We start from the raw sequence: 21044 nt of genomic DNA on the forward strand, positions 1-21044 counted from the left end.
GAGATCGCTCGTCGGATCGAGCCAGAGTATCAAGATTTTACTTTTTCGTAAGTGAGCATCCCAATCCAAATCAAGCAAAGGATACCGGCGATTCCTGTCAGTACGTTGACGTTGCCTGTCGCGTATTGAAGACCGACCGCGACCGTTCCGAGGAACATGACGATGTGCAATTTGTTGTTCATGGCGTATGGATGATATAATGTGGGTACAATATTAATGAGGAGGGGCTTTCGCCCCGTCTCTCATTTTTTCTTGTTACGCTTCTTGCGGTTTCCTTTGGAGGGCTTCCGCTTGGAGCGTTTTTTCTTCGGTTTCAGCATGACCACCGCTGTGACGACTGTTGCGATGTTTGCTAGGAATCCGACCCACTTCATTATCTCATCCATTCGTTCACCTCCTTTCTATATCTTTATTATAAGGGTATCCATAGATAATTACAAGCCTTTTTCGTAAAAAAATAAAACTATTTGTTTCAATTTTTCTTCCAACATATTTACCTTACGTGATTATGTGTTACACTGTAATTACGTTCAGAAGGACTTTATGCTTGGTCATTGATGGGCGTTCTGATGTACATACTGCTTAGGTGCAACCGCTCATTTCTCACGTTTCCAAGAGCGTGTGAAGTGATAGGGCGTCGGGCATAGCCCGTCAAAAGGAGCTCCCATAGAGGCTCCTTTTTTATTTGCATTTAAAACGTTTTGTTGTAATAATTAAGCAAGCGGATAGGGTAGCTCCCGAACGGCGACCTCTCCAGTCGCCTTCCGCTTGCTTTGTTAGGAGAATACGACAAATAGGAGATGTCGCAATGGAAAAGGAAGAATGGAAATCCATACCGCATTACGAAGGGTTCTACGAAGTATCCAATTGGGGACGAATACGTTCAGTCTCTCGGAACATCGTGACGAAGAAAGGTGTAGTTCAGAATCGACGCGGCGTTGTTTTGAAGACGCAGCGGGGAGAGGACGGATTTATCACCGTTTCATTATCTAAAAACGGGAATCGCGAGCGGATCTACGTCAGCGACGTAGTAGCCAGTGTATGGCGGAATGTATCTAGCAATGATACTAACAATCGTTTTGAGAAACCAATACAAAGAACAATGAAAAAATTAAACACCAGCTCTTCTTTTGAAACAAAAGCACAGAATTTATTCAGCGAGCTCGAGGCGCTCGAGACCACTTTAGTAACTCTCACAAGTAGTCAAATCAATCGTATTAGACAAGCGTTCATCGAGAACAAAGCTAGTATTTCCGATTTAGCAGCGGAGTATCAAGTCTCAGAAAACAAAATTCGTAACATCGTTAAAACCAATAAATCAATTTATTCATAAAAACTGAAGGCGTTCAATCGAGCGCCTTTTTTATTGAGGAGCGGGACAGATGATAGAACTATCAATTTTATTTCCAGACTCTTGGCTCCATCTTGATGATGGTGATAGTTATCAGATTATGTACCTCCATAAAGGATTCGCTTTTGTAATCATGGATGAACAAAAGGAACTTATATCTTTCATTCCATTGAAAGACGAGCAAATTATTAGTCTTTTAAACAGCGTCGGCTGTGAAAGCTATAAGGTTACGTCTGAAAGCACTATAAAAATGTTAGATGAAACAATCATAGGGTTAGATAGAGACTCCGAACTAAAAAAATTAAGATAGATGAATAGGAGGTTTATGATGGCGAACGGGTTTGATGTAAGGGAAGAAATGAGGAAACGACCGAACGAATGGGTTGGGGTCGTCCGTTATAGTGGTGAGGCTCATTTGGTCGGGTTTGACGAGCGGCGGTTCAAAGTTGTCGACACTCGTGTCCTGGATTGGTTTAGCGAGGACGGTATCGAACCTAGCTTTGAAGGATTCCTACCTAGTGACGTCCAATGTCACTACGGTCCGCTCCCGGAAAATCTCGATGCAGCGGTTCCATATACGACCGAGGTCTGGGACCATCAAAAAGAACTCGCGGCGATCGAACAGTTCAAGCAAGAACGGCGACGGCAGGAAGAAGAACAACGCGCCTTCCGAGAAGCGGCGTTCCGTCTAAGTAAAAAGTAAACAAAAAAAGCGTCCTAACTTGGGCGCTTTTTATATTTCCTTTAATCACTCGTATAGAACCTCGTTCGCAATGTTGATATACAGAACGAGGTTGTGTACAAAACTTAGAGAAGTCCTTGGTCCTCGAAGAACTCACGAAGCACTTGATTGACGATTTTAGAGTTTGTACCACGTCCGCCTTGCTTCTGAAGTCCGTTTAAAACATCCGCCAAATCCTTCTCGATGTAGAATCCCATCTGAATCGTTTCCTTCTTATTACTCATAAGCGCATCAAGAGCGGAGCCTCGAGCGGGTTTTACCTCTGTTTTCGGCATTTCTGCGTCTGATTTAGCCTCCTGAGTTGCATCGACTTGCTCTTCTTGCGATGTCACACCCGTTTCTTCCTGCTGAGAGGCCACCTTATCAAATCCCGCAATGCTTCTATTCTTTCTAGCCATCTATATTCACTCCTTAGTTCTTAATCTTGTCCGACATAATCTCTTCGACCAATTCAAAGTAGAAAGCCGCATGCTCACTTCCTGGCTGGGCGATCGTCATCGGTTTCTCTTCGAACGCAACAGCTGAAGCGAACTGGACAGAGAGCGGGATGTTCGTCTTGAAGAAGCGGAACCCGTTCGCCATCACATAATCTCGACACATCATCATGACATTCTTGTGTAAGGTTGTCCGTTTGTTGACGAGGGTGGCCACGACACCTAATACTTCAAGTTTTTCATTGTGCTGCTCTTTGAACTCTCGTACCGCTTTTAGAATCTTAGTCAGAGAACGCATGCTGTACTTCTCTGGATGGAACGGGATGAGCACCGCATCAGCGGTCGCCAGGACATTCCCTTGCGTCAATCCCAGGTTAGGCGGTGTATCAATGAGGATACGATCATACTTCTCTCGGAGCGGTCCCATCGCTTTATCCAGTAACTTGAACACGTCCGTGTATTCATCTTTATGTGTGAGAACATCGAACTCGAAGAATGTCATATCATCATTACAAGCAAGCAGATCGACGTTCTCCGCAACGTTCACGATGACTTCTTCAGCCGGTTTCCCATCGACCAAGACATCATACAATGTCTGTTCGTACTCATCCGGATTCTGGCCAAAGGTGACGGCCGCATTCCCCTGGTTGTCGGTGTCGATAATCAGTACTTTCTCTCCCCGAGCGGCAAACACGCCGGCAAGGTTCGTCGTGATGGACGTTTTCAAGACTCCGCCCTTGTTAGTAGATATTGCGATAACTTGGTTCTTCATGAAGCGATTCCTCCCAAAGTTAATAACGTGATAACATAAAGATAACACTAACCAATTATTATTAATAGAAGAAGTTACTATTAATAATAACAAAAACTTATTATTAATGTTAATATTATTAATAAGTTAATGATTATTAATCTGTATGTTGATATAAATTTGATGCTGTCATGAACTAGCTGTTTGCCTTTAAACCCTTCGAACATTAAGTTATAAATAATCAGCGGAATCTTGTAATATCTTAAAAACAAAGATCCACTCCAATGAGAATTTTTTTCTTCGATATAGCCTTCATAATTATGGATTTGTTTGTTCAAATGTAATCTAAATTCATTGATTTCTTTTCCAATATAATCTTCTGTTAGGTCAAAATGGTGCCCTATTCCATTTGAAAGGATTATACTCCTCAGTTGCTTATAGGTTTCCTCATGATCCATTTCAACTTCCTCGTTAAAGAGGTAATTGGGCTTTTCCGTTATGTCGTCTGCCCATAATAGTTGTAGTCCACTCCAATCATCTGCTTCTAAACGCATTTGTATTTTTTTTAATCGCGACAGATATTCTTCATAAGGTCGTGAACTAATATTATCTATTGACTTAATGTATACAATGACTCCTATCTGATAAATTGTATAAAAATCTATAAATACTTTTATAGAGCTTGTTTCATTATAAGAAGTTTCCATTATTCCAGATGATAGATAGTATACAAACAAGGTATACATTAACGAAATCTCAGTTAAATAGACATAAACAATCGCTGTCACATAAAGAAGATTCGACCTTCTCTTTTTCGCTAAAACATAAGATATAACGGTAAATAGTAACGTTACTAGCGGTACAATAGCTATTGCTAACGGATCCACTACTTCTCCCCCAATTCGCAGTTACTCAAAATGGTAATATATCATCATAAGGTTATCTTTTTGTTAACATCAAGTTAATGTTAACTTGATGTTAACTTGTTTTTATATGCTAAATAAGTAATTATTAAACTCATCCGCCATTCATTTTCTTTGTTATTGATCAACATATTGATTAATATTTGTTCACGCTCCAGATATATTAACAGTTTATTTTTCTCGGTTTCCATGTTCCCGCCGCCCTCAACTACTTTTAAACAATTTTCCATTCTCCTCTTCATTTCCTCATATATCACTTCTATTTCCTTTGGCCGTTTTATTTTACTAAGCATCTCAATATCAACAAGAGAAAAACCTGGTTTACCCTCTTCTACATTCACCCTCTCCATCCCAACGAGATCAAGTAGTTTTTTTAGTTCTTCAACATACTTAGAATTCATCAATCTGAGAATCACAATAATCAAAATTTGATAGAACGTATAAAAATCAATAAATTGTTTAAAGTAACTATTATCCTCAGAAGCATAGTTCAATACATAGAAAGGATTTTTTATTAACATCAAAAAAAGACCGAACAACGTTACAATTTCGAAAATGTAATAGATCACATTTCTCGCCAATTCATAGTAGTAACCATATTCGACGAATAAGCTATTTTTTGAATGCGCATCGTACCAATACATGCTTGTAAGTATTACCACTCCGGCGAAAAAAAGAAAAAATCCCATTCTGCACCTCCGTTAATATGTAAATAACTTAACATTAACCAATTAATAACTTTATATTAACATTAAAACTACTTTTCCTATCATACGCGTCATTAAAAAAACACCCTATCTTATTATGATTGGGTGTTCCGAATATTGCTTTCTCTAAATTTTTTCAGTTTTATATTCGTGTTAATCCTCTTTAGAATGCTGACTCCCCATTCGTCTTGTTTGATTTCCGCAAGTCGGTTTACTAACCAATCTTTCATTTCAAACCTATACAAATAACTATCTATAATGTTGTCATTCAAATCGTTATTTTGATACCATTCTTGATACCTTTCTAAGTCTATCATCGTGTCTCTGTATGCAAGCAAAATTTCTGGAGGAAATGCATAAGTAAATTCCGTCTCCCTACGTTTGTAACCCTCTAAAAAAGTCTGTGCATTGTTCTGTCTCTGCACAATTCCTCTGGCCATTGCATTAAAATGTTTCATCGTTTGACAGGCATTGATAAAATGTCCATCCATTAATCTAAATATGATTAAAAGAGTAATTTGATAAATCACAAAGAAATCTATAAAAATTTTTAAAAGGCTGTCTTCTTTTATACGATATTGAGTTGTATGAATAGGATTTTCAGTCACTAGTAGAAAGATCCCGAACATAGTACAGATTTCAGAAACATATAGAAGAATGTCTGATGCGAGATACGAATTATATTTTCTTTTCTCCTGTATCCTTTCAATAACACTTTTCTTGATCAACATTGACGAACCTATTCCGATGGCTCCAATCAACGCTAGCATCCACCCCATAAAGTCATCACACTCCGAATCGTATTATTAACGTCAATGTTAATATAAACATTAATATCGTCTTAATGTTAACTTCACTCTAACAAGTATATATCCAACTCGAATTCATTTGGGTTTTTCCATGCTTTATCGCGTCTATATTCAATCCGAGAGATAACTTGCTTCAGTATCTTGTTCTTGTCTGCGATGGTGGGGGCATTTTTATATGCATCCAGGACGCTGATCAGGAGCGGTTTGATGTCCTTCTTTTGTTTTGCTCGTTCTTCGATTCGGTGCAGTTGTTCTCTCAACATCTTCAAATTCCGCTCATAACCTTGCCCACGCTCTTGAAGAGTATGCATCCGCTCCAGGAAAACCTCTTTTGTATAGACACCCGATTCCAATAGATCATGAAGATTGTTTCGTCGATCTGCATCCTTTTCGATTTCGCGCTCGATTTCATGAATCTTTTCGATGACGTTCTCTTGCTCAGATGTGTCCTGGGCGAAATCAAAGTCCTGCTCACGTAATTGGATCCGCTCCAGCATCTGTTCAAGGTGCACGATCACCTCATGCTCCACCTTATCCACGTTGATCATCTTCGTGTCACAGTCTTTTGTGCTGCAGTATAGGTATGCATGCGGTCGACTCTTAGGGTTGTGTACGTTGATGGCCCGTCCGCACTTCTTGCATTTGATAAGACCGGCAAAGACGTTCACGAGATCCGTGGACTTGTTCGTCGGCGGAGTTCTCTTCTTGATCGAGTCTTGCGCCTGCAGCCATACTTCCGGCTCGACAATCGGCTCATGTGATCCCGCTGCGTACGCAATCCGTTTCGTGTCGAGCTTCACACGTGGACGATATGTGCCATCTTCCATCTTCCGGAATTGATGACGGCCGAAAACCATGTCACCTTTATACTTTGGATTCTTTAGGATTCGGAGGACCGTGGCATGGACCCAGTTCTCGAGACCAGAAGGAGAGGGGATTCCCTCGTCACTCAACATCTGAGCGATTTGAACTCGCCCATAGCCTTCGTTACATAAGCGATAGATCTTACGCACGACTTCCGCCTCTTCCTCATGCACGACCAGTTTCAAGTTCTCGTCCTTCCGATAACCGTACGGTGCCTTCTTCCCGATATCTCTTCCTGCAGCTGAGGAGCGGATTCGTCCGTCTTGAAGACGCTTCTTGATTTGACGGTATTCCATCCTCGATAGGAAAGAGTTCACTTCCACATCGAACTCACCGTTGTCATGGTTTAAATCGTAATACTTGTCTGGGGTGAGAACGATCGTCTCGGATTGTTTGAGAGCTCGCTCAATACGCCCTTGCTCCATCTTGTCACCACGACCAAGGCGATCAATGGCTATGACCAGGATGGCATCATACTTTCTATTCTCGATGTCATGGAGCATCCGCTGCATTTCTTTCCGCTCTGAGATGTATTCACCGCTGACGACCTCTTCATAGATTGCTAAGACGTTATGTCCGTCGCGTCGAGCGACCTCTAAGAGCTCACGGCGGTGTTTACCCAAGGTGTCATATGTTTCGCCACGTTCGGCCGCTTTCATCTCTTCCTCAACGTCCGCACGTGATTTACGTAAGTAGATGGCAATGTTCATTCCCTGCATTTTGCTCATCCTCTCTATTCAACTAATAAATATCTAATTATGATTTTCTATTTCAAAAAGTAAATTGGTTCGCTAATCGTTTTGAGCGGTCGTATTACAGGACATTAGTATATGTTTCTATGTTCGTTCTCTATTTTGTATTGCTTCTATGTGCCCACGAGTCGGTTTCTAAGCTGTTGCCTACTGGCAGGGAAGCTGTACGCGCTCTAGGATGTTATGACGACTCAGACGTCCGTATTATCTGTTTGGTTCTTTGTGGCGAACATGACACTGCTCACGTCGATGATTCTCTGCTTTTCATCTTTGCTCAATTCATGGTTATACAATGTTACATGTTCATTTACTTCTAATAGTGTTTGTAATTCGACTTTGCTGTTGAAACGTACTGTGGCGTAACGATCATCGGTCATTCCTAATAGATAGTCGCTGGTCACGTTGAATATCTCACACATTTTCTTAATCGATTCAATTGACGGTTCGCGTTTACCACGTTCGTAACTTCCTACCGCCGCACCAGTCACTTCGAGTATAGCGCCAAGGTCCTCCTGGTTCATCTTGGCTTTCTTACGTAAATCTTTGATGCGTTCTCCAATCGGCATGTTTGTCACCTCTTAAATGAATTATAAAACAATTTGTTGTGAAAATAAATGTAACTTGGAATTTTGGGATATATTGGCTTGTACCAACAAAACGTTTAATTTATACTGTAAAAGTGAGTAAAAATAAAGCTATTCGTCACAAACGTGACAAAATTCGACAAAAATAAACGTTTTTTTGGGGGTCTCTGCTTCAATGGTTTCCAACGAGATTGCTAAGTATCGACGCTTTCTAGGTATGACCCAAACACAATTAGCAGCAGAGATCGGTGTGTCCACCAACATGATTTGCAACTACGAGAAACAAGGAACGCTCCCTCGAAAGAAAACAAGAATCAGATTGGCTAAAGCTCTTAAAACTAACGAAAACGACCTGTTCAAGCCATTTGATGACGACCAGACATAAACTAAACAACCAAGGGGGATGTACTATGGCACGAGTTCGCGTCATTGGTGACATGCAGCATTACGATTCAAACCATCCAATCTTCGATAAAGTACGAGAGGTGGCCGCCTCTGTAGCTTTACAATCAGATATACGCAATATGCGAACAAAAGTTCCCAATGAGACCATAAAAAAAACAAATAAACGACAAAATGTTGCAAAAATCGAGCATATTGTCGAATTTGATAAAGCGGTAGTCATGACTACTTCATGACCGAAAAAAATGAAAATATAGTATCTGAAATAAACAAAGCACCTCACTTATAAAGGAGTTAGTCTGCATGATCAACAGAATTGTACTCGTCGGCCGATTAACCCGAGATCCTGAATTGCGTCATACGCAAAGCGGGATTGCCGTCACTCGATTCACACTCGCCTGTGACAGACCTTTCAGTGGTCAAAACGGGAATTCGGAAACCGACTTCATCGATTGCATCGCTTGGCGCAAGCAAGCCGAGAACGTGGCACAATACCTGAGCAAGGGTAGCATGGCCGGAGTTGATGGCCGCCTTCAAATCAGTAGCTATGAGGGACAAGATGGCCAGAGGCGCTATCGCGCAGAGGTAGTCGCTGACTCCGTCCGCTTCTTACAATCAAAAGGGACGTCCTCACAGCAGGACGGTTCATTCAACAATAATGCCGATCTGAAGTCATCAAACAAGGGAACCGCTCCAGGATTTGAATCCGATCCGTTCACGAGCCCTGGGGCGCTTGGCTTATCTGACGACGATCTTCCGTTCTAATTCGAGCCTTGCGCATGCAGGGCTTTTTCTATTTTCTCACTGTGTTACTAATTAACACAATAAGTAAGTCATAAATTCAGAAAACTTGACTCTTTGTCACCTTATAAAATAATTGTAAGCACTATTTTGAAACAAAGTGTTGCATTATGATTATGATTGCACTATATTAGTCGTAGGGTCATATGAATCATATGGTTCACATATTTTCATAAGGAGGATTGGTCACGTGCAAACGAAAGAATTGCCCAAAAAACCTTTAACGATTGAGTTCGTCAAAGACCGAATGAAAGATAACAATATCACCAACATGGACCTGGCTCGTTTCACAGAACGTCATCGAAACACAATTTACCGCTGGCTCGAATGTCCGACGGATCGTAACATCGCATTTTTAAATAAGACAATCGATCAAATCATTCTTCAACGTTTCCTGGAAGAGAATCAAGATATTACGCTTCAAGATCTCGTTCGCCAAATCAAAAGAGAAGGCTAATATGTCGACTAAATACACTATCACATCACCAATTTTAAATGAGTCCACGGAGAGCGCACTCGAACTGATACAAGAAATGAAGATAGATGTGCATTCTCGATCACATATTAAAGGACACATTTACTTTTTGTTTGATGGGGACGAGGTTGTATATATCGGCAGAACCACTTATGGGATAGATCGAGTGTATAGGCACCGCACAGAAGCGGGAGGTTACAAAGAATTTGACTCTGTCACGATGTTGGAATGTGAGCTGCGTGAATTAGAAGAGATGGAGCGAAAATGGATTGGACGTCTTAAGCCACGCTATAACAAATATCATAAGTGGGTGTGAACCATGAAACCGTCAGTCAGAAATAAAGTATCAGGTATCTACCTCATCCAAAACTTGAAAAATGATAGAGCATATGTGGGCAGATCGCATGACATACCGTCACGTTTTGCTAGTCATATAAGTGCATTGGTTTCCGGTACGCATCACAATAAACATCTGCAACGCGACTGTAAGGACTACGGAATCAACAACTTTGCTTTTAGAATTTTGGAGGTTGTGGATTACGCTAGACCATCTCTAAACGCATACCTAACTAGTCTTGAAGAAAAATACGTCTTGAAGTTCAACGCAATGCACCCTCAAGGCTATTGTGAACGTGTAGCAGACTTAAATCTATCCGACACAAGACTCATGACTGAGCGTATTGTCTGTATGGATCTACGAAGTGATGAACTATTTTATGCTGAGGCTTTTAGTGAAGCCGCACTCTACGCACAAACCACAGCGGGACAAGTAAAAAAAGCAGTCAGTTCAAAATCACATTATGCAAAACATCATCTATTTTTCTTCGAACATGAATTTAGAGACTATGTACCGGAAGCTCTTGAAAAGAAAATAAAGATGGGAAAATACTACAGTAGCGTAACGTCCACGTAGTTATCAAAAAATATTAAGGAGAAAATATGATCAGTCCACAAAATATCACATTGGAAGTCATCAAAGAACGGAGAAAACCAGTTGACTATAGCAATGGATTAAACGGTCACATCTATTTTTTGTTTGATGAGGATGAAGTTGTATACGTGGGGCAAACAACTCAAGGTGAAAGCCGAGTGTTTCTTCATCGTTCGGCAAGTGAGGGAGCAAAATATTTCACTTCTTACACTATGATTGAGTGTCCCATTAATGAATTGGACGAAGCAGAAGGTTACTGGATTGGGAAACTCTGTCCTCGATTAAATAAGAATCTCGGGTTAACTAAGGGTTATTATTCGAGGACACACGCAAAAATCAAAAGTAGTTTTCCTGGATGGGCTTTAAACTATTTAGTCGAAAACCATTCCATCAGAATCGTACAGTTGGAGAATATGAAAAACCCAAGATACCACCTTGAAGACCTTCACGAGGCAGCCATACAGGCTCTTGCGGAAGGTAAATTAAGATTGATTGAGAATCTGCCAGGTCATGCAGCTAAATATGAATATATTTCAAAGTTATCAGCCACTACAACGCGACAGATCGAAATGCGCGATGAGAAAAGAAAAGCTTTAATCGAGCGTGCGTTGAATTTATCACCAAGTGATACGGTTGGTTCCGAATCAAGAGAAGAATTGTTTCTCAAAGAGTTATACAGTTTAATTTCGCACCAAGTACATAATGGCTATCAAAATCCGTACTGGGTTGGTAAAACGAAAAACGAATGGATTGAACATCATTTTCCGACATGGTCCGTTAGTACGTTGCAGAGAACGATTCAAAAATTATTGCGGCTAGGTGCAATAATCGAAACGACTGCCCATAATAACCACCCGCTAGAGAATATGCGTTGGTATTCAATCAATTACAAAGAGTTTCCGAATTTAAATATAAAACACAGCAAGGAGTCATGAAATGAGTAACATTATCAGAGTTCAAAAACGTGAGAATCCTTTTGTCATGATTGATAAAACTGGTCTTCGTGACAAAAACCTATCCTGGAAAGCTAAAGGCCTTCTCGCATATTTAATTTCTTTACCCGATGACTGGAAAATACACGAACGTGAACTTGCAACGCATTCAAAAGATGGACGAGATAGCACTCGATCAGCGATGAAAGAGTTAATTGAACATGGGTATGTTGTAAGGCGACAACTTCGAGGTGAGGCCGGGAAGTTCGCTGAATACGAAACAGTAGTTTATGAAATCCCTCAAGAACGTGATAGCGAAGCCGTTTCTACCGCAGACGGGTTTTCCGACCACGGGGAAACCGACCACGGGGAAACCGACTTCGGAAAATCCGAAAACGGAAAACCCGACCGTACTAATAAAGACTTAACTAATAAAGATTTAACTAAGAAAGACTTAACTAATAAAGAAAAGAGTCCGAAACGCAAAAAATGCGTTTACGAACCCGATTCTCTTGAGATGCGAATGACTCATAAATTCGAATCTTTAATTCAGAAAAATGACGAAAAGTTTAAAGTCACTAATGCTCAATCCTGGTGTGATCACTTCCGGTTGATGATGGAAAAGGATGGACGTACTCCTCAAGAGATTCTAGACGCCATGACTTTTGCTCAAAGCGATGTATTTTGGCAATCAAATATTCTTTCAGCTGACAAACTCAGAAAGCAAATGACGACACTTTTAATCCAGCGCAAACAAAAAGAATCAGGTCAAACGCGACAGGCATATTCGAGATACCAAGAAAGTGCGATGAAAGATACTCCTAAATGGGTAGATCGTGAAGCGAGAGAAATGCGTGCGTATGAACAACGCCGAAAGGATGAACTAAGTGCTTCGGTTCCAACAGACGAAGAGTTGCAACAGTTACTTGCAGAGACTCGGAGGTAATTCATGAGTAAAACGAATCGACATACACAAAAATGGGCGAAAAAAAACGCCAACGACAATGTCGCGGCGCAATAACCAAACTATTCTACTCTCCACTCGCAATGGAGAGGAACAAAACCGCTCTTGGCATGAGCGGGTATGACACATGTGCATCATAGAAGAATTTTAGCATATATGGCTCGCTATTCACAAGCGAGCCGTGTACATACCACACAAGATAAAAATAAAAAAATATTGACGTCAAAAATTATTTGTTGTAAAGTTTGTAATGAAAGGAGGAGAGCATTATTAAAAGTCTAACTGTTAGGCTTGATGAGGAACTCCACAAAGAAATGAAAATTCAAGCGATCAACGAGGGTATGACAATCCAGAAGTATCTGGTGTCACTCATCAAAGCCGATTTAGAAAAGAAAAAACAGCAGAAGTAAATAAAAGAGCCTGCCCCCATCCCGCAAAAGATTAGGCAGACTCTCCAATAAACACACCATCAAGGATGGGTGCTGATTTATTATAGCATTTCGTCCGGCTTGGTGAAACCAAGAGGAGGAATTACGATGAATGAACGTAACGCAATTAACAAATTGTTTGACCAGTTGTTTATGGAGCGAGTGCACCACGTGGCTTTAAAGACGATGCAAGAGGATATGGAGTACAAACGCGCTTTTAATAAAGTGATGGGCGTATTCGAATTACTTCGCGAATCGTTGAGCGAAGCAGATCAATTGGTCTTATTCGAAAAATTGGAAGAGTCGCAAAATGAATTGATCGCCGTTCAAATGGAGTACGCGTACATCCAGGGCATCAAAGACAGCGAGCAAATCCAAGAACAACTTAAGAAATGTGGCTTGTCTTTTGAGAAAGGGGCCTCACTTTTATCATGAACCTCCCAATCACAGTAATCACACCAACACCTAAACCGGTGACATATAAACCAATCTATGCGCTTACCACACTGGAACAAGCCTTCGACGGATGGGAAGACAGCAGCATCACCGTCTCCCTCTTCCTCAACCAAGGGCTCGAAGGGCGTCAGCATCTCCTCAGCTTTGAAGCAGAGTTTGACGACATGCCATACCAAGTCGCTGAGAACATCGACGACGACGGGGACGACACGCCGTGTGAGAAACATTCCATTCAGTATTACACCAACGACGAACTCCACACCATCGACTTACCGAATGGCTATATCATTTCCAAAGGTCTGAGCGTCGGCAAAAAGATGGTTCAGATCCGCACCAAACAACATATCATCGTCATCACGAAAGGTGGGCGCTGATATGTCTGAACAACAGAAGACACCGTTCCAACGTATTTTAGAACTACGCGTTGCCGCTCAAAAAGAAAAAGTGGGACAAGTCATCGAGAAAGACTTAGGTAACGACGAAGCGGAGTTGCTAATTGTCACACCAAGAGACATTCTTCATCATAAAATTGGAACTAAGCGTATTGTACAGTGCTCCGTTCTTACAACACATGAAGCTTGCAATGTACTTGAAACAGGAGGTTGGACATATGAGCGTCGGTAAAACGGCGCTCCGCGCCTACAAAACAGAAATCGATCCAAATCCCGAACAGATTGTTCTGATTCATAAAACGATTGGCACGTGCCGGTATGTCTACAACTTATTCATCCAAAAAAACAAGGAGCGGTATGAAGAGTCTGAAAAATTCCTTTCTGGCTACGATTTTTCGAAATGGTTAAATAACGTCCACTCTAAACAAGAGGAGTTCAAGTGGATCAAGGATGTGTCCAGCAAGGCGGTCAAACAATCAATCATGAACGCGGATGGCGCATACAAGAAGTTTTTCAAAAAACTCACGGCGTTTCCTAAATTTAAAAAACGAAGCGACTACGGCAATTTTTACTTGATTGGAAGCATCCGTGTTAAGCGGCACTTGATCCAATTACCTACGCTTGGAAAAGTGAAATTGAAAGAGAAGGGTTATATCCCGTTTGAAAATGTAAAGAGTTGTACGGTGTCGCGAGAGGGAGATCGGTATTTCGTTTCAGTCTTGGTCGAAGAAGACAAACTTCCAAAAACAGAAACGAAAAAAACTGAAGGTGTCGGTATCGATATGGGCATTAAAGAATTTTTGTACACATCGAACGGAGAATCCGTTGCGAACTTCAGTAAATCTGAACAGCTCATTAAATTAACAAAAAGCTTGAAACGACAGCAGCGCAAATTGTCACGACGCGAGAAGGGTTCCGCTAATTTCCGAAAGCAAAAAGTCATTATCCAACGGCTACACCGGAAAATACGGAACATCAAAATGGATTTGAAACGAAAACTCATCTTAAAAATCGTCCAGAGAAATCCGCAATTTGTCACGATTGAACACTTGAATATCAAAGGTATGCAGCGGAATCGCCGGCTTTCGAACAGCCTTCAACAAATCGGAATCGGTTACTTCATAGAGTGGCTACGCATGAAATGTCTTGAACGCGAAATTGAACTCAGGCGCGCGGACCGTTTTTATCCATCCAGTCAGATTTGTTCAGGTTGCGGAGAGCGGAAGAAGATGCCTTTGCATGTACGGTTATACGATTGTGATCACTGTGGAATGAAAAAGGATCGAGATTTAAATGCCAGTATCAACTTAAAAAAAGCAAAAGAATATACAGTGCTAACGTGAATATGAAGCAGCATTCAAAGATAACGATACGGTGGGCTACATCGGAATTTACGCCTGTGGACTATGGAGACAACTCGCTCATGCGAGACATAGGGTGAAGCAGGAAACGATCTAAGCGAAGTTTAGTAGCAGGAATTTACATGAACGAACGTAACGCAACGCAATCAAAAATAACGGATGGTGCTACCTACATTTCGTAGACGACCTCGGAAACGAGCAGCGTGTCCGAACGTTCTTGATTCGTGAGTCGGATGCAAATGAATCAGCAAAACAACGGAACTGGAAGGTGAAGCGAATTGTCTGGGATTAAACCGCTACAACCAATCATGCAATCTCCACTTCGAGAAATGCAGCCACTCAAAAAGGCGGGGCAAGCCTTTAAGGGCATGGTCTTAGAAAGAAAAATCGAGCAAAGCAACATGCAACTGCAACTCATGGGAGAAGTTGAAGTGTTTAAACGACCAACCGAAAAAGTGAAGGTTGGCGACAAGATTAAGTATAAAAGTAAATCGGGCGTTGATTTTAACGGGGTAATCAAGGGTGGGAAAGGCGTCGCTTTCGATGCGAAAGAAACGGAAGTCGAAACAAATTTCCCTCTTAAAAATGTGAAGTTACACCAATACGAAACCTTGTTAAGGGTCGACAAACTCGGTGGGTGGGCGTTCCTTGTTGTTCATTTTGTCTCACTGAACGAGTCGTACTTGCTAAAAGCTTCATTCCTCAAAGAACACTGGAAAGGCGTCACGTCTAAGTATGTCGGCAAAGGAAGCATCCCAATTGGTGCGATCCGCGAGAATTGCGTCCGTATCAAAATGAAGAACGGCTGCCACTTAGATTGGGTGTCTGCGTACCGCGAATCAGAAAATCAAAAAGCAAAATAAAAACCAATACGGTGGGCTACATCGGAATTTACGCCTGTGGACTATGGATACCTCTCGCTCATGCGAGACATAGGTTGAAACAGGAAACAATCTAAAACAGAACGTAAACACGTTCGTGTTTTTAGTAGCAGCGGATGATTGAGCAGAGTAATATGCAATGGATACCGCTCGCTCATGCGAAACATAGGATGAAGCAGGAAACAATCTAAGCGAAGCTTAGTAGCAGGGGAACAAAATGACTGAAATCATAGCAGCGGTTCTCACTTCAGCAATTCTATTTAGCATTATTTATACCGTATCTACGCAACCGAAACGCGCAAAATAAACCAAATAAAAAGGGGGAACACATCATGCAACAATCAAACACATCACCAGAACAAGTCAAACAATGGGCCGAAGAAATGGACAAGAAGTTTCTCGTATTAAAAAACGACGACATCGATCAATTCATCCATCCGATGCGAATGGGTGAGTTCAACAGGCTATTATCCGGAATCGATATGAACCGACGCGCTTTAGGGAAAGCAGGGCAGAACGATTACCTGGTGATCAACCTCGACGAGCCATATGCGTCAGAGGTCATCGAAATCATGAAACGTCATGGACACTGGGGAAAGCAGGAATGACTGTACGAAGATTGTTGAGTGAAGGAACGGTTTGGAAAGGCGGGATGAACCAACGTCCCGTTTCTCCCAGACCACCTCGCCCTCACGCTCAAGTGAAGGTGGCAGACGTAAAACAAAAAGAACGTATTTTGACTTTGGCCAAAAAAGAACTTCAAAAAATACAACGGAAATCCCAAAAGAAAATTTCAAAGTGCGCTGCAGATTTGAATACGGCTATAGCATCCGGATGTGATACCAAATCAATAATTTCTTTGCGGAATAAATTGAATCGGCAGGAGCGGGCACATATGAAAGTGCAAGAAGACATTAATGCGGTCACGGAGTGGATTGGAGGGATAAGAGATGAGTTCTGAAAGACACGTTTTGACTTATTTCAAGGACGGCGTCGAATACTATGCCTCATCCGGAAGAATGGTCTTCAATCCGGAATATCACGAGAATCACAAGAAACCATGGAAAGTGCATGACTTGATCTTCCTCTGCTCCTCTTATGATGCCATGAAGAAGAGAGACATCGGGCTTGCGCTTGGACGAACCGAGATGACAATCTTTGAAAAAGCAAAATCGCTACGAAAAAATGGCCAGTTTGAATACTTTAAAAACATGGGTCAAGAACATAAAAAGAATGCCTTAGATGATGCGAAAAGGATTTGTTCGTCATAAATGGCGACTATATTTGCCATCGGGTAAACCACTCAATACCGTCATAGCGGTTCAACAATTCTGAACGATGCTTTGCATCTTCAATGATGGATTCAAGAACGCTCTCGAATCGAGAGTCCTCAACGTGATAGAACAGCATCCAATCCAAGTTTTCGTCGTCACTTGGAATAAACACCATGCAGTAGCCGACATGTTTGCTCTCGACGATGAGAATAGAATCGAGGAGGTCATGGTGAAGGTTTGGTCGGTAAATCATATACATCATGAAGTCATATGTGGTGGCAGTTCGAACTCCGATAAATTCAAACAAATTGATTCCTCCGTGGCTTTGCAGATTAAATACAAACAAAATAACCAGTCTGAATGATGGTTAAACATATTGACCTAATTGTAAAATATAACCGTACACAATGTTGGCAACAATGTGTATAGTTTTCAGTGTATTAAACAAAACGAAACGTTTCATAAGTCGGGGTGATAGGGATGCCTGAATATATTGGGAAGGCACAGGCCGCCAAAATGATCGGCATTAATCGCGGAACGCTTGATAACCAGATTCTGCGGGGGACTGCTCCTGCGCCAGATGCAAAAACGAACGGATGCGACGTATGGCTCGTCGAGACGATTCGAGCATATGCAGAGGAACGGAAAAAGAAAAAGTGAATCATTGTAACTATCAACGTTCACTTAACGTTATTTAAGTTATATATACAAAGGGGTGAAATCATGAAATCCGGAAAAAAACCTACCCGAGCGGAGCGGGAACTCATCGCAAGTCATCGACTCCAGCCAGCCAATTGGCTGATCGAGCGACGAATTCATGGAGAGGTCCATCTCATTAACCGCATCAGTAACAAAAAGCGTGTCATCCACACGTAAAAAAAGAGACGGATTTGTATTGTGCATTGATGCTAAAACTCGAATTGAGAAGTATTTACAAGAAGTATTTGCAGAAGAAATGGCAGCGGATAAAGTAACAATCATCGCCTAACGTCTAGGGGGAACCGCTCCCCCTGGATATTTTCATGGACAAAGGAGAGCGGCATGAACAAACTGACTTGTATTTATCTTATCGCAGGAATGATTGGAACCTTACTGGCCACTTTATCAGGACCTTGCCCGATTGGTTTGTTGTTTGTCGCTCTCAGCGTCCTATGCGGACTGGTCGCGATGATCAATGAGCTCGTCAATCAAAGCAAGGAGCTTATTGATCAGCTTGACGAGGAGGCTTGAACGAATCGAATGCATATTTTTGAAAGGCATGAGGATAGTAAAACTTACATCTTGTACTTCAACGTTCTGCAACTGCATACGTTGGATGCAAACGAGTTAGTCTCCATCGAGGACATCAAAATTCAGCAGCTCTATAAGATGGTGATTAACGAATCTGGGTGGACATATCGAAAGGGGAGCGGAACTTATGGAAGACACACCGGCACGAAAACGGGGACGTCCAAAGAAGCCTGTCACAGAGTCTGGGAAAGACGATAAAGGGCGTTTCTTCGCCGAACAATATCAAAACTCACAACTGAAACTGAAGGCTGCCAATGAGGAGATCAAGTCTTTGAAAGAAGAAAACTATCAGCTGAAGAAAGGGAGGCAGGGGAATGTTCCTGATCAGGATGATTCCTCGAAGCAATTAGCCGAACTACGTGAAACGAACGAGAAGCTATTAGAGCTTTTGAACGAAAATGAACTCAAGCTGAAGCAATATGTCTTGGACAATTCGAACTTGGAGAAAACGGTCACCTTAGCGCGTGATCGAATTAAAGAACTTGAGTACATCGAAGATAACCATTTCGTCGAACCAATCGTTCACTATACAAACAACCCTAATTACGATCACACCGAGCTCATTAAAGGGCTTTGTCACTTCATTACGCTCAACTCAAAACAAGGGGGAAACCAAGATGAAAAAGACACGGTCGACGCAATACGCACTCAGACGCTTTAAAAAGCTGGATGAGGAAGGAGCCTACAATCTAAAGTCAGAGAAAAGTTCTGACCTTGATCGAGTTGCTGAGAAGATGTTTGGACCTAATTGGTTCTTGAAACCGAAACGACGCAACAATGCAATTCATAATGCTATTTGGAAATCCGTACGGAAAGAGTTGAATAATCGCGTAAAAGTAGGAGACAAGGTACGTATCGTGTCACTCCATCCATCTATGCCGATGCTTGGCATCAAGGAAGGCGATGAGTTTAAAGTGGTCTCTTTGGGAAAGACCGGAAGCTGCTACAACATAGACGTGGGCGGTCAAACAATCAGCGTATATCGTGAAAGAACGGCCAAGGTATGAGTAGCATAATTCTTGAATCTAGGAATCAGACGCGACACCTTGTTCGCTATAAAGGTCACAAAATAGCCGAGGCAAATCTGACACCGAGCGGCTTGTGGGAAGTTACCCCGAGTCACCGTTACTATCAGGGAATCGATACACTGACACGAGTTATGAACGAACATCAAATCACAGACTTTGCTAAAAAAGCATCGTATAGAGGAGAGCCACTATGATCATTCCAAAAAACGAATTTCCGGACTATGTCGAGAAGCAACGTGAACTAGACGCAAAGATTTATGAGAAACAGGAGCTTAAATTACTCTCACTCGAACGGATCGACTCTGCTTATCGGGTGGAGGTCGCAGAGACTGTCAATGAGCTGAAGGGAGACTTCAAATATTGGTCGAACAAATCGCCCGAGTGGCACAAGTTCTTGGAAGAGTACATCGATGCTACGCATTTTGTGCTCAGCTATGTTTATCATTTCGCAGATAAGTTTTCGAAACGTCTGAATTATGTCGAAGGCGAAAACCGCATTGAGCACATGTTCCGTAAAATTGAAAAGTTATTCGGCAACTTGGAGAACACACGTGTTATGGTCATCGACCAAAACGAGTTCACGTTATTGACAGAAAGTATGGAGAATTATTCACTCAAGCTGCCGTTTGAATTAGAAGCTTGGGAGTTGGCTACACTTGCCATCAAAACAGACTCCTTACTTGAATCATTCTTTTATCTGACGGAATTGGCCAAGCGTCTCGGAATCACGGCAGACCACGTCCGGACGGTATACGAGAACAAATTAGCCGAGAACCACCGACGTTCGGACAGCGGGGTGTATTGAGATGACTCCGCAGCAACTCATCGAATGGAATCGTCAGAGAGCGGGATATGCACCCGCTCCAGCGGACAAAGCGAGCAAAACCGAAAGAAAGCCGGTTAATCATGATGCATACGACTCCCTTCGTTTCGTCGTGGTCAAAGGAATGTCGGAAAAGGCTGCACAATGAGACGCGTCCTTGATCGGACCATCAGACGATTGCCGGAGTTCGTAATAATAGGGATGGTCGCCTCTGCCCTCTGCCTCATCGTCTATGAGCTCACTGGAGACGAGACGTTTGCCAGAGTCCTTTTGTTACTCATAGCGTTGTATCATGTTCGGTTCAACTACCTTCGAGACAAAAAAGCAGAACTTAGAAAACAGGAATGATTTAACAGACAAACTAATTAATTTGGTCATTTCGTACAAAATTCGATTATTCTGTGTTAAAAATAGGGAAAGACAAGAACATGCGTTCGTATTATAATGGGAACGGAGGCGGTGGAATGGACTATTTCGTACCGCTTGAGTTTGGATACGACAGTATTGTGAAGTTCGAAGATGAAGGAACAGTTGAGTATAACCTTTACACCATCTTCGGAATTGAGCCGGCTGGCCGATACGTTCTGTACATCAAAAGGGAACGTATTCCGCGCTACACTCTCCCGAAAATTGGCGAGTGGGAAAAGGTTCATCTAGTGATTATTTAATACGAGGCATCTGTGCCAGGG

37 protein-coding genes are annotated in these 21044 nt (G+C 41.9%); 27 read left to right on the top strand and 10 right to left on the bottom strand.

All coding sequences use genetic code 11. From position 1 onward, the window contains the following. Positions 1-29 precede the first annotated feature (29 nt). Both KD909_RS15045 and KD909_RS15050 read right to left on the bottom strand, forming a co-directional pair. Entirely contained in the window at positions 30-182 is a 153-nt protein-coding gene (locus KD909_RS15045; protein ID WP_211782964.1) for a hypothetical protein, read from the bottom strand. 60 nt (positions 183-242) lie between these two features. Then, positions 243-386, bottom strand: a complete 144-nt coding sequence (locus tag KD909_RS15050) for a hypothetical protein (RefSeq protein ID WP_211782965.1) — start codon at positions 384-386, stop codon at positions 243-245. 422 nt (positions 387-808) lie between these two features. Here KD909_RS15050 and KD909_RS15055 point away from each other — a divergent pair, with 422 nt between their 5' ends. The 3 genes from KD909_RS15055 to KD909_RS15065 are packed head-to-tail and all read left to right on the top strand — an operon-like array spanning position 809 to position 2054. Next, entirely contained in the window at positions 809-1333 is a 525-nt protein-coding gene (locus tag KD909_RS15055; RefSeq protein ID WP_211782966.1) for an NUMOD4 domain-containing protein, read from the top strand. Positions 1334-1382: 49 nt separating this feature from the next. Next, positions 1383-1661, top strand: a complete 279-nt coding sequence (locus tag KD909_RS15060; protein WP_211782967.1) for a hypothetical protein — start codon at positions 1383-1385, stop codon at positions 1659-1661. Between the two features lie 18 nt (positions 1662-1679). Beyond that, entirely contained in the window at positions 1680-2054 is a 375-nt protein-coding gene (locus tag KD909_RS15065) for a hypothetical protein (RefSeq protein WP_211782968.1), read from the top strand. A 104-nt stretch (positions 2055-2158) separates the two neighbouring features. Here the strand turns inward: KD909_RS15065 and KD909_RS15070 are convergent, their stop codons facing one another. From KD909_RS15070 to KD909_RS15100, 7 genes are all read right to left on the bottom strand, one after another. After that, on the bottom strand, positions 2159-2491 hold the full coding sequence (locus KD909_RS15070) for a hypothetical protein (protein ID WP_211782969.1): 333 nt from the start codon (positions 2489-2491) through the stop codon (positions 2159-2161). A gap of 13 nt (positions 2492-2504) precedes the next feature. Next, the gene (locus KD909_RS15075; RefSeq protein WP_211782970.1) at positions 2505-3299 is read right to left on the bottom strand and encodes a ParA family protein; all 795 of its coding nucleotides are present in this window, start codon (positions 3297-3299) and stop codon (positions 2505-2507) included. A gap of 80 nt (positions 3300-3379) precedes the next feature. Then, positions 3380-4165: a hypothetical protein gene (locus tag KD909_RS15080; protein WP_211782971.1), complete on the bottom strand. Its 786-nt coding sequence runs from the start codon at positions 4163-4165 to the stop codon at positions 3380-3382. A gap of 80 nt (positions 4166-4245) precedes the next feature. Next, on the bottom strand, positions 4246-4890 hold the full coding sequence (locus KD909_RS15085) for a hypothetical protein (RefSeq protein ID WP_211782972.1): 645 nt from the start codon (positions 4888-4890) through the stop codon (positions 4246-4248). A 113-nt stretch (positions 4891-5003) separates the two neighbouring features. Then, entirely contained in the window at positions 5004-5687 is a 684-nt protein-coding gene (locus tag KD909_RS15090; protein WP_211782973.1) for a hypothetical protein, read from the bottom strand. A 74-nt stretch (positions 5688-5761) separates the two neighbouring features. Next, positions 5762-7300 carry a recombinase family protein gene (locus KD909_RS15095; protein WP_249199135.1) on the bottom strand — a complete coding sequence of 513 codons (1539 nt, stop codon included), beginning with the start codon at positions 7298-7300 and terminating at the stop codon, positions 5762-5764. A 224-nt stretch (positions 7301-7524) separates the two neighbouring features. Beyond that, complete coding sequence (locus tag KD909_RS15100; RefSeq protein ID WP_211782908.1) at positions 7525-7899, bottom strand: helix-turn-helix domain-containing protein; 375 nt, start codon at positions 7897-7899, stop codon at positions 7525-7527. Between the two features lie 193 nt (positions 7900-8092). On the opposite strand from KD909_RS15100, the gene KD909_RS15610 reads away from it, so the two are divergent. The 16 genes from KD909_RS15610 (at position 8093) to KD909_RS15180 (ending at position 17211) form a co-directional block, all read left to right on the top strand. After that, entirely contained in the window at positions 8093-8302 is a 210-nt protein-coding gene (locus KD909_RS15610) for a helix-turn-helix transcriptional regulator (protein WP_211782909.1), read from the top strand. A 25-nt stretch (positions 8303-8327) separates the two neighbouring features. Beyond that, positions 8328-8555: a hypothetical protein gene (locus KD909_RS15110; protein WP_211782910.1), complete on the top strand. Its 228-nt coding sequence runs from the start codon at positions 8328-8330 to the stop codon at positions 8553-8555. A 67-nt stretch (positions 8556-8622) separates the two neighbouring features. Next, the gene (locus tag KD909_RS15115) at positions 8623-9084 is read left to right on the top strand and encodes a single-stranded DNA-binding protein (RefSeq protein WP_211782911.1); all 462 of its coding nucleotides are present in this window, start codon (positions 8623-8625) and stop codon (positions 9082-9084) included. Positions 9085-9310: 226 nt separating this feature from the next. Then, positions 9311-9577 carry a hypothetical protein gene (locus tag KD909_RS15120; protein WP_211782912.1) on the top strand — a complete coding sequence of 89 codons (267 nt, stop codon included), beginning with the start codon at positions 9311-9313 and terminating at the stop codon, positions 9575-9577. Between the two features lie 337 nt (positions 9578-9914). Beyond that, positions 9915-10508 carry a GIY-YIG nuclease family protein gene (locus KD909_RS15125; RefSeq protein WP_211782913.1) on the top strand — a complete coding sequence of 198 codons (594 nt, stop codon included), beginning with the start codon at positions 9915-9917 and terminating at the stop codon, positions 10506-10508. A gap of 26 nt (positions 10509-10534) precedes the next feature. Then, positions 10535-11461, top strand: a complete 927-nt coding sequence (locus KD909_RS15130) for a hypothetical protein (protein ID WP_211782914.1) — start codon at positions 10535-10537, stop codon at positions 11459-11461. Between the two features lies 1 nt (position 11462). Next, positions 11463-12404 carry a helix-turn-helix domain-containing protein gene (locus tag KD909_RS15135; protein WP_211782915.1) on the top strand — a complete coding sequence of 314 codons (942 nt, stop codon included), beginning with the start codon at positions 11463-11465 and terminating at the stop codon, positions 12402-12404. 287 nt (positions 12405-12691) lie between these two features. After that, positions 12692-12832, top strand: a complete 141-nt coding sequence (locus tag KD909_RS15615) for a toxin-antitoxin system HicB family antitoxin (RefSeq protein ID WP_371744424.1) — start codon at positions 12692-12694, stop codon at positions 12830-12832. Positions 12833-12958: 126 nt separating this feature from the next. Further along, entirely contained in the window at positions 12959-13285 is a 327-nt protein-coding gene (locus KD909_RS15145; RefSeq protein ID WP_211782916.1) for a DUF6809 family protein, read from the top strand. Beyond that, a complete protein-coding gene (locus KD909_RS15150; protein WP_211782917.1) occupies positions 13282-13680 on the top strand; it encodes a hypothetical protein in 399 nt (132 codons plus the stop codon). The genes KD909_RS15145 and KD909_RS15150 overlap by 4 nt, the downstream gene beginning before the upstream one ends. Before the next feature lies 1 nt (position 13681). Then, positions 13682-13930: a hypothetical protein gene (locus tag KD909_RS15155; RefSeq protein ID WP_211782918.1), complete on the top strand. Its 249-nt coding sequence runs from the start codon at positions 13682-13684 to the stop codon at positions 13928-13930. Next, positions 13917-15041 (top strand): RNA-guided endonuclease InsQ/TnpB family protein, encoded by a 1125-nt coding sequence (locus tag KD909_RS15160; RefSeq protein ID WP_211782919.1) that lies wholly within the window; start codon positions 13917-13919, stop codon positions 15039-15041. The genes KD909_RS15155 and KD909_RS15160 overlap by 14 nt, the downstream gene beginning before the upstream one ends. Before the next feature lie 296 nt (positions 15042-15337). Next, complete coding sequence (locus tag KD909_RS15165; RefSeq protein ID WP_211782920.1) at positions 15338-15922, top strand: Holliday junction resolvase RecU; 585 nt, start codon at positions 15338-15340, stop codon at positions 15920-15922. Positions 15923-16272: 350 nt separating this feature from the next. After that, positions 16273-16548: a hypothetical protein gene (locus tag KD909_RS15170; protein WP_211782921.1), complete on the top strand. Its 276-nt coding sequence runs from the start codon at positions 16273-16275 to the stop codon at positions 16546-16548. After that, positions 16545-16901, top strand: coding sequence for a hypothetical protein (locus KD909_RS15175; RefSeq protein ID WP_211782922.1), 357 nt, complete (start codon positions 16545-16547; stop codon positions 16899-16901). Before KD909_RS15170 ends, KD909_RS15175 begins: the two co-directional genes overlap by 4 nt. Then, a complete protein-coding gene (locus KD909_RS15180; RefSeq protein ID WP_211782923.1) occupies positions 16891-17211 on the top strand; it encodes a hypothetical protein in 321 nt (106 codons plus the stop codon). The genes KD909_RS15175 and KD909_RS15180 overlap by 11 nt, the downstream gene beginning before the upstream one ends. A gap of 7 nt (positions 17212-17218) precedes the next feature. Here KD909_RS15180 and KD909_RS15185 read toward each other — a convergent pair whose 3' ends face one another. Next, on the bottom strand, positions 17219-17521 hold the full coding sequence (locus KD909_RS15185) for a hypothetical protein (RefSeq protein WP_211782924.1): 303 nt from the start codon (positions 17519-17521) through the stop codon (positions 17219-17221). A 173-nt stretch (positions 17522-17694) separates the two neighbouring features. Here KD909_RS15185 and KD909_RS15190 point away from each other — a divergent pair, with 173 nt between their 5' ends. From KD909_RS15190 to KD909_RS15225, 8 genes are all read left to right on the top strand, one after another. After that, entirely contained in the window at positions 17695-17874 is a 180-nt protein-coding gene (locus KD909_RS15190) for a helix-turn-helix transcriptional regulator (protein WP_211782925.1), read from the top strand. Positions 17875-17937: 63 nt separating this feature from the next. Then, positions 17938-18090 carry a DUF6906 family protein gene (locus tag KD909_RS15195; RefSeq protein WP_211782926.1) on the top strand — a complete coding sequence of 51 codons (153 nt, stop codon included), beginning with the start codon at positions 17938-17940 and terminating at the stop codon, positions 18088-18090. A 165-nt stretch (positions 18091-18255) separates the two neighbouring features. Further along, positions 18256-18444 carry a hypothetical protein gene (locus tag KD909_RS15200; protein WP_211782927.1) on the top strand — a complete coding sequence of 63 codons (189 nt, stop codon included), beginning with the start codon at positions 18256-18258 and terminating at the stop codon, positions 18442-18444. A 187-nt stretch (positions 18445-18631) separates the two neighbouring features. Next, the gene (locus KD909_RS15205) at positions 18632-19165 is read left to right on the top strand and encodes a hypothetical protein (RefSeq protein ID WP_211782928.1); all 534 of its coding nucleotides are present in this window, start codon (positions 18632-18634) and stop codon (positions 19163-19165) included. Continuing rightward, positions 19122-19511 carry a hypothetical protein gene (locus KD909_RS15210; RefSeq protein WP_211782929.1) on the top strand — a complete coding sequence of 130 codons (390 nt, stop codon included), beginning with the start codon at positions 19122-19124 and terminating at the stop codon, positions 19509-19511. The genes KD909_RS15205 and KD909_RS15210 overlap by 44 nt, the downstream gene beginning before the upstream one ends. A gap of 211 nt (positions 19512-19722) precedes the next feature. Then, positions 19723-20337 (top strand): dUTPase, encoded by a 615-nt coding sequence (locus KD909_RS15215; RefSeq protein ID WP_211782930.1) that lies wholly within the window; start codon positions 19723-19725, stop codon positions 20335-20337. A 1-nt stretch (position 20338) separates the two neighbouring features. Then, on the top strand, positions 20339-20503 hold the full coding sequence (locus tag KD909_RS15220; RefSeq protein WP_211782931.1) for a hypothetical protein: 165 nt from the start codon (positions 20339-20341) through the stop codon (positions 20501-20503). Between the two features lie 316 nt (positions 20504-20819). Further along, the gene (locus tag KD909_RS15225) at positions 20820-21023 is read left to right on the top strand and encodes a hypothetical protein (protein ID WP_211782932.1); all 204 of its coding nucleotides are present in this window, start codon (positions 20820-20822) and stop codon (positions 21021-21023) included. Positions 21024-21044 lie beyond the last annotated feature (21 nt).

Origin of the sequence: Exiguobacterium sp. PFWT01 (assembly GCF_018255795.1) — a bacterium.
Lineage (GTDB): Bacteria > Bacillota > Bacilli > Exiguobacteriales > Exiguobacteriaceae > Exiguobacterium.